Below are 12273 nucleotides of genomic sequence, written 5' to 3'. Positions count from 1 at the left end.
CACCTCCAGCGTTGCGAGTGGATGGGGGTTCAGGCGTGAGGCGTCCGGGCGTGACATGGCGGTCTCCTTGAAGGCGTGAGGCGGTCGCGAGCGGGAGGGGCGACACGGAGGGAAGGTGGTCCGGTTCGCCGCCCGCAGTGGGAGTGATGCGACGGACTTCGTCCGGGACGTCACGCTCTGCTGGCGATCCAGGTCAGACCGAGCGCGAGCGTGGCGCACAGCGGCGTGAACAGTCGCGTGTCCCACACGCTGAACGGCGTGGTCTTCACCCGCTTGGACACGCCGACGTACCGGAAGTCTCCCAGGGCGCGCAACGCGAACACCGCGCTCAGGGCCCAGGTGGCGCCGCGCACCCAGGCACGCGGCACGGGGAGCGCCGTCACCTCGCCGGCGGCGAGCGTGACCACGCCGGCGAGGAGCAGGGCGCCCGCCACCAGCAGGGTGGCCAGGCGTCCCGGGCGGAACGGCCGTCCTCCATCCGTCGTCGTGGGGATCACGGTGCCGACGCCCCGCGCGCCGCCCCAGGCCCAGTACACGTGCAGGGCGCCCAGGAGGAACAGGATGGCCGCGACGAGCGCTGGCAGCGTGGGAGGTCCGCTCATGCCGCGTGCGCCCGTGGAGTCGCCCGTGATGGCGACGCGGGGAGCGTGTCGCGCGTCACGGGCGTTTCTTCCCCCGGGGCGCGAGCGGAGGGGTCGTGTGCGCTGACCCTCTCGACGCCGTCCGCTGCGTCGTCGGTCCTCTCGGTGGTCCTGTCTCCCGGCGCCTCGGGATGCCTCGATCTTTGCATGGGAACCCCTTTCCAACGTTTATGTACACCGTAACATATGTCATTCTATACATAGCAACAGGGCGGGTCGATCTGGGAGAGTGGGGACATGAACGTCACGGCGCTCGGGTACGTGCTCCTCGGCCTGCTGGCGCGGGAAAGCAGATCCGGCTACGACCTCGCCCAGAACCTGCGGCGGCCCGTGGGCTTCTTCTGGGCGGCGAACCACAGCCAGATCTACCCTCAGCTCGCCCGGCTGGAGGAAGAAGGCCTCGTCGAACACGAGGTGGTGGACCAGCGTGACCGTCCCGCCAAGAAGGTCTACACGCTCACACCCAGGGGAAGGGAAACGCTCCGGACGTGGCTGGTCGAGCCGCTGACCTTCCCGACCTACCGGGACGAACTGACCCTGAAGGCCTACTCGCTGTGGCTGGCCGATCGGGTCGAGGCGGCGAGGATGCTGCGCGAGCACGCCGAGGAGCACCGCGCCCGCGAGGCCGTCTGTCAGACCTACGTGGACGACCTGACCGACCACGCGAGCGAGGCGTTGACGCGCGTGGACACCCCGGAATTCGCGGCGTACGTCGCGGCTCAGCGGGGGGTGAGCATCGCCCGGGAAGCGAGGAGCTGGTGCCTGTGGGTCGCGCGGTTACTCGAAGCCCAGACGCCACTCACCGAAGCGCAGCTCCGGTCGCTGCCAATGCCCCCGTCGTGAGGTCTCGTGCCGACACCGCGGGCACCGCCCTGGCAGGCGAGCCTCACGGCACTCGCGCTCCTCTCGTGGGGCGCACCTCGTCATGCTCGGCGCGAGCTAAGCCTGCCGTACGTGCGCCCGCTTCAGCGGCGAGGGAGCTCCCCGGACGACGACGGATTCGTGTTACCGATCACAGGGCCGTGCTCTCCCCTGTTCTACTTTCGAGGGCCGGGCCGGCTCTTCCACTCGACTTGAAGTCACTTTTTCTTGACTCCGGCGACTTCTCCCCGCTAGGATGTGATCGATAACAATCATTCACTGCCAACTCACGCACCGCTGTCCTCCACCCTCACCGGCAGACCACGAGCCGCTCGACGTCAGCAGCACGGTCCCCGCATGGAGATGCCGATCGACGAAGACCGTACGAGCACCACGGACCCCCGGCGCCGACGTGTTCGCCACTCCGTCCGCTCCGCACTGCGGACGTCTCCTGCACGCCGGCACCGGACGGGCCACTACTATGAAATGGGAGGGACCTCTTGACCCACCATTCCCGGCACGTCCTGCACCGCTTCGCCGGTCACGCGTATCGAGCGGATCCTCCGGCGCGACGGGTGGCCAAGGCCCACCCGAACCACCCGCGGCACTTCCTCATCCGTCCGTCAGCAAGTCGTTCCTGAGGTCAGAGATGTCAGCAACTCGTGCAACAATCACCGATGTCGCCGCACGAGCCGGCGTGTCCCATCAGACCGTCTCGCGGGTGATGAACGAACACCCGAACGTCGCGCGCACCACTCGTGAGAAGGTCCTCCGCGTCATGCGCGAACTCGACTACCAGCCCAACCGCGCGGCCCGCACCCTCTCGAGCCAACGCTCGGCGACCATCGGCGTCGTCAGCTTCGGCCTGAGCTTCTATGGCCCCGCGCAGATGCTCGCCAACGTCGAGCAGGCCGCCCGCGCCCGGGGATACAGCATCGCGTTCGCCAGCGCGCCAGAACTCAACGAACGCGAAATCGAACGCGCCATCGAGGAACTGCGCAAACACTTCGTCGACGGGATCCTGCTGATCGTCCCCATGCAGGGCCTCGACATCGACCGGGTGCGCGAGTTCTGCCGCGGCGTCCCCTTCGCCCTGATCGACACGCCCGCGGTGAGCGCCGCGCCCGGCGCCAGCATCGACCAGCTCGAAGGCGGCCGGCTCGGCGCCGACCACCTCCTGACCCTCGGCCACCAACGCGTCGCCTGGATCAGCGGACCACGCCGCTGGCACGACGCGCGCCTGCGCGTCGAGGGGTGGCAGGCCACGCTCACCGAAGCCGACCTCACGCCCGTCGCCGCGATGGAGGGTGACTGGACGCCCGCCAGCGGCTTCGCCCTCACCCAGGAACTCCTCGCCAGTCGCGTGTCCTTCACCGGGCTGCTCGTCGGCAACGATCAGATGGCGCTCGGCGCCCTCTGGGCCCTGCACGAGCGGGGCATCTCCGTACCCGACCAGGTGTCCGTCGTCGGCTTCGACGACATTCCCGAAAGCCGCTTCTTCCATCCGCCCCTCACCACCGTCCGTCAGGATTTCGCCGCGCTCGGTGTCGAGAGCCTCACCGCCCTGCTCGAGACCATCGAGACGCCGGGCTCGGACACCCGGCCACCCCGCGTGCTCAAACCACAACTGATCGTCCGGGCGAGCACCGCCGCGCCCTCGAGCACCGATCGACGGGGACGCCGATCCTGAACCGCGGAGCCTGACATCTTCCGCGTGCGAGGCGGGCCGCAATACGCTCTGCGGCCCGCCTCGTCGTTTCGGTTCGCGGGGGCGTCCATGAAGAGCGGCGCCCCCTGCTCGCGCGTGCCTCGTCAGTTCCTGAGACCCTGCGCGAGCACGTAATACAGGTCGCTCAGGCGAAGGTTCTGCCGGAACTCACGCAGCGTGGTGCCCGAATCGATGACGGCGAGCTCCACCGCCGCGATCGCGGCAAAATCCTCGAGGTGTTCGCTGGTGAGGGCAGAGCTGTAGCCGGTGTGGTGCGCGCCCCCCGCGTGAATCCACGCGGCGCTGGCCGTCTTGAAGTCCGGCAGGCATTCCCACACGGCGCGCGCGACGGGCAGCATGGGCAGGTCCGGGTGCGGTACGGCCGTCACTTCACTCACGATCAGCCGGAAGCGGTTGCCGAGATCCACCAGCGAAGCGTTGACGGCGGGGCCGTGCCGCGCGTCGAAGACCAGCCGCACGGGGTCTTCCCTGCCGCCGATGCCCAGCGGGTGCACCTCGACACGGGGAGTGCCCGCCGCGATGGTCGGGCAGACTTCGAGCATGTGCGCGCCCAGCACCTGATGCCGGCCCGGTTCGAGGTGATAGGTGTAGTCCTCCATGAAGGACGTGCCGCCCGGCAGACCGTACGCCATGACCTTCATCGCGCGGACGAGCGCCGCGGTTTTCCAGTCGCCCTCACCGCCGAAGCCGTACCCTTCGGCCATGAGGCGCTGAGTGGCGATGCCCGGCAGCTGGCTGAGGCCGTGCAGGTCCTGGAAGTTGTCGGTGAAGCCCCTGAATCCGCCTTCCTCCAGGAAGCCGCGCAGGCCCGCCTCGATGCGGGCGGCGTCCCGCATCGAGGCGTGACGTTCACCCCCGGGATGCAGGTCGGGTGCGACCGTGTACTCACGGAGGTACGTGTCGACGAGCGCGTCGACCTGCGTCTCGGTCACGGCGTTCACGCGCGCGGCGAGCTCCCCGACGGGGAAGGCGTTCACGGCGAAGCCGAAGCGCATCTCCGCGGAGACCTTGTCGCCCTCGGTGACGGCGACGTCACGCATGTTGTCGCCGAACCGGGCGAACCGGGCACCCTGAAGGTCGTGCCACGCCCACGCGGCGCGCGCCCAGGTGCCGAGCCGCGCCTGAACTTCCGGGTCCGACCAGTGCCCGACGACCACCTTGCGTTCGAGGCGGAGCCTCGTGTGCAGGAAGCCCGCCTCGCGGTCGCCGTGCGCGGACTGGTTGAGGTTCATGTAGTCCATGTCGAGCGTCGCCCAGGGCAGTTCGCGGTCGAACTGGGTGTGCAGGTGCGCGAAGGGCTTCCTGAGGGCGCTGAGCCCGCCGATCCACATCTTCGACGGGGAGAAGGTGTGCATCCAGAGGATCAGGCCGGCGCAGCGCGGGTCGCTGTCGGCCTCGCGGCAGAGGCGGCGGATGTCCTCGGGCGTGGTGAGCACGCCCTTGGTGACGATGTCGAGCGGGATGAGCGGGCTGTCGGCGAGGGCCTGTCCGATGACGCGGGCGTGCCCGGCGACCTGCTCGAGCGCCTCGGGACCGTAGAGGTGCTGCGAGCCGCACACGAACCACACCTCGGCCGGGGCGAGGTTCGCGGGGCGCGAGGGCTGAAGTGCGGAGTCCGTTCGGGTGACGAAGGTGGTCATGCTGTTCCTTTCCCGGGGGTGAGCGTGCCGGGCCGTTGTCCGTAGACGCCCTGGTACCGGTCGTACAGTCGGTCGATGTGCTCCTGTGCGATGCGCTGGACGTTGCCCAGCTGGCAGGCGAGGAAGACGGTGCGCGCGACGTCCTCGCACATCACGGCGGCTTTCAGGGCGGCGCGTGGGGTGGAACCGATGGTGAACACCCCGTGGTTCTTGAGGATGATGGCGGGGCTGCGGTGCCCTCTCAGGACTCGGACGACCTCCGCACCGATCTCCTCCCCGCCGATCAGGGCGAACTCCCCGCAGGGAATGGGGCCGCCGAACTCGTCGGCCATGGCGGTCAGGACGCAGGGAATCTCGCGGGCGTTCGCGGCCCAGGCGGTCGCGTAGGGGCTGTGGGTGTGGACGATGCCGCCCACGTGGGGCAGGTGCCGGTAGATGTACGCGTGCGTGGCGGTGTCCGAGGAGGGACTGAAGGCCCCTTCCACGACGTTGGCGTGAAGGTCGGTGACGACCATGCTGTCCGGGGTGAGGTCCTCGAAGGTCACGCCGCTGGGCTTGATGACCATCAGCTCGCCGTGACGGGCGCTGATGTTCCCGCTCGTCCAGGTGACCAGGCCGTTCCTGGGCAGCTCCAGGTGCAGTCGCGTCAGCTCCGCGCGAAGGTCGGGGCAGGTCATGCCGGCACCTGCCGGGATGGTTGGGCGCTGTGCGCCTCGTCGCGCATGCTCCTGAGGACCTTCATGGTGGGGAGGGCGCGACCGAACAGGTCGTGCAGCCTCCTGTACTCGCCGTACAGACGCGAGTACAGGGCGTGACGTCTGGAGTCCGGGAGGAAGGCGTGCTTCCGGACCTTGCTCATGTGTGCGGCGGCGGTGTGGATGTCCGGGTGGACGCCCGCGGCGACCGCCGCGTGCATGGCGCTGCCGAGGGCGGGCGCCTCGGGGCTGTCGGAGACGCCGATCGGCTTTCCGAGCACGTCCGCGTAGATCTGCATCAACGTGGTGTTCCTGGTCAGGCCGCCCGCGGCGATGAAGTCGTGGACGGGGACGCCGGAGTCCTCGAACGCTTCGACGATGACGCGGGCGCCGAAGGCGGTGGCTTCGACGAGCGCCCTGTAGATGTCCTCCGGGCGGGTGGCGAGCGTGAGGCCGAGGATCATTCCGCTGAGGTCCGCGTCGACGAGGACGGAGCGGTTGCCGTTCAACCAGTCCAGGGCGAGCAGACCGTGCTCTCCGACGTGCTGGTTCCTGCCGAGGTCGGTGAGGAGCTCGTGCAGGCTGCAGCCGCGTTCTCGCGCCAGGGCGTGGTACTCGGCGGGCACGGCGTTCTGCACGAACCAGGCGAAGAGGTCGCCCACGCCGCTCTGACCGGCTTCGTAGCCGTACGCGTCGGGGGTGATGCCGCCGTGGACGACGCCGCACATTCCCGGGACGTTCGCGAGGGTGTCGCCGTTCATGACGTGGCAGGTGGAGGTGCCCATGATGGCGACGAGCTGGCCCGGGTGGATGGCGCCGACGGCGGGCGCGGTGACGTGCGCGTCGACGTTTCCGACGGCCACGGCGATGCCGGGCCGGAGGCCGGTGAGCCGCGCGGCGTGGTCGGTGAGGGTTCCGGCCTGACTTCCGAGCGGGGACAGGTCGCGGGAGAACTTCCGGTCGATGACGTCGGCGAAGTCGGGGTGGAGCGCGGCGAAGAAGTCGGCGTCGGGGTAGCGGCCGTCCTGGTAGAGGGCCTTGTAACCGGCGGTGCAGATGTTGCGGGTCTCCTGACCGCAGAGTTGCCAGACGACCCAGTCCGCGGCTTCGATGATGCGGGCGGCCGCGCCGTAGATGTGCGGCGCCTCCTCGAGCATCTGGAGTGATTTCGCGATCGCCCACTCGCTGGAGATCTTGCCTCCGTAGCGGGCCAGCCAGGGCTCCCGACGCGATTCGGCGAGCGCGTTGATCCGGTTCGCCTGTGGCTGAGCGGCGTGGTGTTTCCAGAGCTTCACGTACGCGTGGGGTTCGTGTTCGTACTCGGGGAGGAAGCAGAGTGGGGTGCCGTCGCGGGTGGTGGGGAGGACCGTGCAGGCCGTGAAGTCGATCCCGATCCCGACGATCCGATCCGTCGGGATGCCGCTGCTCAGCAGATGCGGGATGGTGTTGCTCAGGACGTCGAGGTAGTCCTGTGGATGCTGAAGTGCCCACTCCGGCGGGAGAGGGACCGGGCTGCCGGGCAGCTGTTCGGTCATGACGGCGTGGGCGTAGGGGTGAACCGCGCTCGCGATGTGCTGGCCGTCTCGCGTTCGAATCAGGACGGCTCGTCCCGAGAGCGTTCCGAAGTCGACGCCGATGGTGTAGAGCTCACTCATGGTTGCTCCTCGTGGAGAAGGATCGGCTGGACGCCGTTCTCGTGCTTCCGGGCGGTGTGGCGCCGGCCGGAGGGGAGGCTGCGGTGAACGACGGGCGCACCTGAAATCGCCTGGAGCCGCTACTCGCCTTTTCTGCGGGTGGAGTTCGACTGGAGGATCACCACGACGAGGAGGAACACACCACGGATGACGTTCTGCCAGAAGACGTCGATGGAGATGACGCCTTTGCCGTTCTCGAAGTTGAGGATGTTGAAAATGAGGCCGAGCAGGGTCACGCCGACCATGGTGTCGAAGAGTGAGCCTCGCCCGCCGGTGAGGAGCGTGCCGCCGACCACGACACCCGCGATGGCCGTGAGTTCCCAGCCGACGCCCTCCACCGGTTGACCGGCGCCGAACTGCGCGGCGAGGACGACGCCCGCGACACCGGCGAGCAGGCCGCTGATCGTGTACACGAGGACCTTGACCTGATCCACGCCGAAGCCCATGAGCCGCGCGGCGTCCTCGTTGTCGCCGACGCAGTAGATGGAGCGTCCCGTGCGGGTGGAGCGCAGCAGGAACAGCCCCGCGAGGAACACCACGATGACCAGGACGACGGGAACGGGGAGGCCGAGCCAGTCGCCCTGCCCGAGCCGGGCGAACCCTCCGCTGCTGTCGACCGACACGGCCGCCTGGCCGGACGCGAGTTGCGCGATTCCGCGCGCTCCGAGGAACGTGCCGAGCGTGGCGATGAACGGCTCGACGCGCAGCCGTGTGATGACCAGACCGTTGAGCAGACCAATCGCGGCGCCCGCGGCGACCCCCGCGAGCAGACCCACGCCCGCGCCGTGGGGACTGGCGAGGGCCGCGATCACGCTGGTCATCGCCGCGACGCTCCCGACGGACAGGTCGATGCCCCCCGTGAGGATGACCATGGTCATGCCGATCGCGATGAGCATGAACATGGCGTTGTACCGGAAGAAGGTGCTGGCGTTGTAGAGGGTGAAGAAGCCCTCGTAACGGAAGGCGGCGAACGCGACGAGGACGACGAGGGCGACGAGCGCGCCCTGACCTCGAAGCAGCGTGGCGGGCGCCAGGCGGGTGGACGTCGGGAGACTGAGGGCCATGTCACTTCCTCCGGTACTGCAGGGCGACGGCGGCGATGATGATGGCGGCCTTCACGACGAGCGCCGCCGCGTCCGGTACGCCGTTGACCAGGAGCGTGTAGCGAAGCAGCTGGATGAACAGGGCGCCGACGAGCGTCCCGACCAGGGTGACCCTGCCGCCGCTCAGCGCCGTTCCACCCACCGCGACGGCGGCGATCGCGTCGAGTTCCATGTTCTGGCCGACGAGATTGGCATCGGACGAGCTGTTCACGGCGATGGTGATCAGGCCGGCGAGACCGGCGAGGACGCCGCTGATGACGTACACCGTGATCCTGGTGCGGTTGACGGGGACGCCGGCGAGGCGTGAGGCCCGGTCGTTCCCGCCGACGGCGACGACGTAACGGCCGAAGAGCGTCGAGCGCATCACCCAGGTGGCGATCACGAGGATGGCGAGCATCAGGAACACCTGGATGTTGACGCCGAAGATGCGGGTGGTGCCGAGGGCCGTGAAGGACGCGCCGGTGAAGTTGACCAGTGCGCCGCCGCTGACGACCTGCGCGACACCGCGACCCGCGATGAACAGCACGAGCGTCGCGATGATCGGCTGGATGCGGAAGCGCGTGACGAGCAGACCGTTGAACGCGCCGCACAGGGCCGCGGCGCACAGGGGCAGGATCACGGCGAGGGGCAGAGCGACGATCGGGCTGAGGCCCCGGTCGAGGAACAGCAGCGGCGCGATGGCGCCGCTGATCGCCATGACGGACCCGACGGAGAGGTCGATTCCTCCCGTGGCGATGACGAAGGTCATGCCGACCGCGACGATCAGGATGGTCGCGGACTGCGTCATGTTGATGTTGAGGGAGTTCAACGTCAGGAAGTTGGGGTTCGCGACGATGTTGTACAGGACGAGCGCCAGCAGGGCAATCAACGCGCTCGACGGGGTGAATGGCCTCCGCCCGCGGGGTGTGGGGGTCTCAGTCGTGGCCAGCATGGTGTTGTCCTTCATGGGCGTCGCTCTCCAGGGTCGGTTGGTGTGCGTCGTGGGCCATCGCGCTCAGCACCCTGGATTCGCTGAGGTCACCTTCCTGGAGGCTCGCGACGGGTCTGCCGTCGCGGAGCACGGTCACGCGGTGGCAGCCTTCGATCAGTTCCTCCAGTTCGGAGGAGATCATGAGCACGCCGAGGCCTTCGCCGGCGAGTTCGCTGATGAGCCTCTGAATCTCCGCTTTCGCGCCGACGTCGATGCCTCGGGTCGGTTCGTCGAGGATCAGCAGGTCGGGGTTCATGCAGAGCCACCGGGCGAGCAGGACCTTCTGCTGGTTCCCGCCGGACAGCTCTCGGATGGGCTGGTCGTAGCTGGCGCAGCGGACGTTGAGGCGCCGGGCGAACTTCTCCACGACCCGCTGTTGTGCCGCGCGATTCACGATGCCTGCTCGGGTCAGCCTGGGGAGCAGCGCGAGCGTGAGGTTCTCGCGGACGGACCAGTCGGGAATGATGCCGTCCTGCTTGCGGTCCTCGCCGCTGAACGCGACGCCGTCACGGATGGCGTCATGAGGGGTCTTCCAGCGGACGACGCGGTTCTTGAAGCGGACCTCTCCACCTCTGGGCGGCTCGGCGGCGAACACGGTCCGCGCCGTTTCCGTGCGGCCGGAGCCGAGCAGCCCGGCGAGCCCGACGACTTCCCTGCGCCTCACCTGGAGGTTGACGCCGTGAACTCGTGGCGCTCGTTCGAGAAGCTGCGCGTCCAGAATCACGTCGTCGCCCGGACGGGCGCGTTCGAACCCCGTCCGGCCTTCCTGCACGACGTCCTGCGCGTTGCGGCCCAGCATGCTCGACACCAGCTGAAGCTTGCCGAGGTGGCTGAGTTCACCCTGGTGGACCGTCTGGCCGTCACGCATGACGGTGATGTGACTGCAGACGGTGTAGAGCTCGTCGAGTCGGTGGGACACGAAGATGACGGAGACACCCTGATCTCGGAGTTGCCGGATGACGCGGAAGAGCGTCTCCACTTCGCGGTCGTCGAGTGAGGAGGTGGGTTCGTCCATGACCACCAGTCGGGCGTTCAGGGCGAGGGCGCGTGCGATGGCCACCATCTGCTGGACGGCGAGGCTGTAGTTCTCGAGGGGTTGGGTGACGTCGATCTCGACGTTGATGCCTCGAAGGATCCGACGAGCTTTCGCGTGGGTGGCCCGCCAGTCGATGACGCCGAAACGGCGGGGTTCGTGACCGAGCAGGACGTTCTCGGACACGGTCTGCAGCCGCACCAGGTTGACTTCCTGGTAGATGGTGGCGATTCCGCCCTGCTGCGATTGCTTCGGGGAGGAGAAGTCGACGCTGCGACCATGGAACGTGATCGTGCCGTTGTCCTTGCGGTAGGCACCCGTGAGAATTTTGAGCAGGGTGGATTTTCCGGCACCGTTCTGTCCGATCAGTGCGTGCACTTCACCGTACCCCACGTGAAGGCTGGCGCCTCGCAGGGCCGGAACACCGGCGAAGGCTTTGTCGATGCCGGACATGACGAGCAGCGTGTCTTGAGTCATGGTACCTCGACCTCCGAAGTGCCGATCCACCGAATACACGAGCGGGTCAGGTGCCCTGGGAAGTGCACCTGACCCGTCGCCTGTCCGGAGGAATGTCAGGGACGACTCGACGTCGTGTCAGTCGCTGCGGCCGGCGGGTCCTGCGGCAGGCTCAGAAGGCGTAGCCGAGCATCGCTTTGGCGTTGGTGGCGTCGAAGAACTTGTCCTCGTTCACCATCCGCACGGGAATGGTCTTGCCTGCCGCGTAGTCCTTGAGGGTCTGGAAGGCCTTCACGCCGAATCGGGGATTGCACTCCACCGTGGCGCCCAGCTTCCCGTCGACGATGGCCTGCAGCGCGGACTTCTGCCCGTCGATGCTGACGATGGTGATGTCCTTTCCGGGTTTGCGGCCGGCGGTTTCGAGGGCGGTGATGGCCCCGAGGGCCATTTCGTCGTTGTGGGCGTAGATCGCGCTCGCGTTCGGGTGCGCCTGGATCAGGGTCTCCATGACTTTGCGCCCTTCGTCACGGGTGAAGTTGCCGGTCTGGGAGGCGACGATCTCGATGCCCGGGTACTTCTTGACGTAGTCCTCGAAGCCCTTCTGACGCAGGATGGCGGGAGAGGAGCCGGTGGAGCCGAGAAGCTGGATGACGGTGGCCTTGCCGTTCGTCTTCTTGACCAGCCACTCCGCGGCCCGCTTGCCTTCCTCGTAGAAGTCGGAGCCGATGAAGGTGACGAAGTCGCGTCCCGGGACGGCCACCTTCTCGTCGACGTTGCGGTCGATGACGAAGAGGGGAATTCCGGCGCGCTTGGCTTCGAGGACCACGGGCGTGAGGGGCTTCTCCTCGCGGGGAGTCAGGAAGATGGCGTCGACGCGCTGGGCGATGCAGCTGCGAACGTCGGAGGCCTGCTTCGCGGCGGATCCGTTGGCGTTGGTGAAGATGAGGGTCCAGCCCAGCCGCTTTGCTTCGTCCTGCATGGACTTGGTCTGGGCGAGTCGCCAGGGGTTGTCCATCTCGGATTGCGTGAAGCACACGCGGTACTTGGGCTTCACGGCGAGCTTGGGCAGTCCCGCGGACTGCGACTGGGCTGCCGCCAGGGCGAGGGAGGCCGCGACGGTGGAAAGAAGCATGACTCGAACGTTCATAAGTCCTCCGGGTGGTTTCGGCAACGTCATCGGAGCCGCACTCAGGCATGGGTCCTGAGCGTTGCAGCGTGAGATGCTCTTGCCTTGATGTTGTGAACGATAACAGCGTACGGCGTCACTCTATCCGTGTCAAGCCGTCAGCGCACCGGGCGTGCACCCGGTCTCTCCCCCGGTGGAAGGACCGGACCTGCGCGGCCGTTCCCGTCACGCGCGTCCGGCCGCCCGCGTGGCCCCGTCCTCCGTCACACATCACCCAAAGACCCGATTTTGTCGTGTCCGACAGGTCCGGCCGATTCCCGCGAGG

Annotated in this window: 10 protein-coding genes; 2 read left to right on the top strand and 8 right to left on the bottom strand. The window is 67.9% G+C overall.

Annotation, left to right across the window (positions count from 1 at the left end; translation table 11 throughout):
* Nucleotides 1-170 precede the first annotated feature (170 nt).
* The gene (locus tag DEIPI_RS0122590) at nt 171-602 is read right to left on the bottom strand and encodes a DUF3995 domain-containing protein (protein ID WP_045234987.1); all 432 of its coding nucleotides are present in this window, start codon (nt 600-602) and stop codon (nt 171-173) included.
* Nucleotides 603-878: 276 nt separating this feature from the next.
* Between DEIPI_RS0122590 and DEIPI_RS33845 the strand changes: the two genes are divergently transcribed.
* Together DEIPI_RS33845 and DEIPI_RS0122580 are read left to right on the top strand one after the other, a co-directional pair.
* Nucleotides 879-1484 (top strand): PadR family transcriptional regulator, encoded by a 606-nt coding sequence (locus tag DEIPI_RS33845; RefSeq protein ID WP_045234986.1) that lies wholly within the window; start codon nt 879-881, stop codon nt 1482-1484.
* Nucleotides 1485-2151: 667 nt separating this feature from the next.
* Complete coding sequence (locus tag DEIPI_RS0122580; protein ID WP_027483263.1) at nt 2152-3192, top strand: substrate-binding domain-containing protein; 1041 nt, start codon at nt 2152-2154, stop codon at nt 3190-3192.
* 122 nt (nt 3193-3314) lie between these two features.
* Here DEIPI_RS0122580 and araA read toward each other — a convergent pair whose 3' ends face one another.
* From araA to DEIPI_RS0122540, 7 genes are all read right to left on the bottom strand, one after another.
* A complete protein-coding gene (gene araA / locus DEIPI_RS0122575) occupies nt 3315-4871 on the bottom strand; it encodes an L-arabinose isomerase (RefSeq protein WP_045234985.1) in 1557 nt (518 codons plus the stop codon).
* Nucleotides 4868-5548, bottom strand: a complete 681-nt coding sequence (locus DEIPI_RS0122570; RefSeq protein WP_027483261.1) for an L-ribulose-5-phosphate 4-epimerase — start codon at nt 5546-5548, stop codon at nt 4868-4870. The genes araA and DEIPI_RS0122570 overlap by 4 nt, the downstream gene beginning before the upstream one ends.
* On the bottom strand, nt 5545-7221 hold the full coding sequence (araB, locus tag DEIPI_RS33840) for a ribulokinase (protein ID WP_045234984.1): 1677 nt from the start codon (nt 7219-7221) through the stop codon (nt 5545-5547). Before araB ends, DEIPI_RS0122570 begins: the two co-directional genes overlap by 4 nt.
* A 119-nt stretch (nt 7222-7340) precedes the next feature.
* A complete protein-coding gene (locus DEIPI_RS0122555) occupies nt 7341-8324 on the bottom strand; it encodes an ABC transporter permease (RefSeq protein WP_084474806.1) in 984 nt (327 codons plus the stop codon).
* 1 nt (nt 8325) lies between these two features.
* On the bottom strand, nt 8326-9309 hold the full coding sequence (locus DEIPI_RS0122550; protein WP_245588626.1) for an ABC transporter permease: 984 nt from the start codon (nt 9307-9309) through the stop codon (nt 8326-8328).
* Nucleotides 9278-10843 carry a sugar ABC transporter ATP-binding protein gene (locus DEIPI_RS0122545; protein ID WP_027483258.1) on the bottom strand — a complete coding sequence of 522 codons (1566 nt, stop codon included), beginning with the start codon at nt 10841-10843 and terminating at the stop codon, nt 9278-9280. Before DEIPI_RS0122545 ends, DEIPI_RS0122550 begins: the two co-directional genes overlap by 32 nt.
* A gap of 151 nt (nt 10844-10994) precedes the next feature.
* Nucleotides 10995-11954, bottom strand: a complete 960-nt coding sequence (locus DEIPI_RS0122540; protein ID WP_245588625.1) for an ABC transporter substrate-binding protein — start codon at nt 11952-11954, stop codon at nt 10995-10997.
* Nucleotides 11955-12273 lie beyond the last annotated feature (319 nt).

Source organism: Deinococcus pimensis DSM 21231 (assembly GCF_000519345.1).
GTDB lineage: Bacteria > Deinococcota > Deinococci > Deinococcales > Deinococcaceae > Deinococcus_A > Deinococcus_A pimensis.
This window is presented reverse-complemented; position numbering and strand designations above follow the sequence as displayed.

Coding starts and splice junctions, on each gene's coding strand:
- DEIPI_RS0122590 (WP_045234987.1), bottom strand. CDS start 602: ATGAGCGGACCTCCCACGCTGCCAGCGCTCGTCGCGGCCATCCTGTTC.
- DEIPI_RS33845 (WP_045234986.1), top strand. CDS start 879: ATGAACGTCACGGCGCTCGGGTACGTGCTCCTCGGCCTGCTGGCGCGG.
- DEIPI_RS0122580 (WP_027483263.1), top strand. CDS start 2,152: ATGTCAGCAACTCGTGCAACAATCACCGATGTCGCCGCACGAGCCGGC.
- araA (WP_045234985.1), bottom strand. CDS start 4,871: ATGACCACCTTCGTCACCCGAACGGACTCCGCACTTCAGCCCTCGCGC.
- DEIPI_RS0122570 (WP_027483261.1), bottom strand. CDS start 5,548: ATGACCTGCCCCGACCTTCGCGCGGAGCTGACGCGACTGCACCTGGAG.
- araB (WP_045234984.1), bottom strand. CDS start 7,221: ATGAGTGAGCTCTACACCATCGGCGTCGACTTCGGAACGCTCTCGGGA.
- DEIPI_RS0122555 (WP_084474806.1), bottom strand. CDS start 8,324: ATGGCCCTCAGTCTCCCGACGTCCACCCGCCTGGCGCCCGCCACGCTG.
- DEIPI_RS0122550 (WP_245588626.1), bottom strand. CDS start 9,309: ATGAAGGACAACACCATGCTGGCCACGACTGAGACCCCCACACCCCGC.
- DEIPI_RS0122545 (WP_027483258.1), bottom strand. CDS start 10,843: ATGACTCAAGACACGCTGCTCGTCATGTCCGGCATCGACAAAGCCTTC.
- DEIPI_RS0122540 (WP_245588625.1), bottom strand. CDS start 11,954: ATGCTTCTTTCCACCGTCGCGGCCTCCCTCGCCCTGGCGGCAGCCCAG.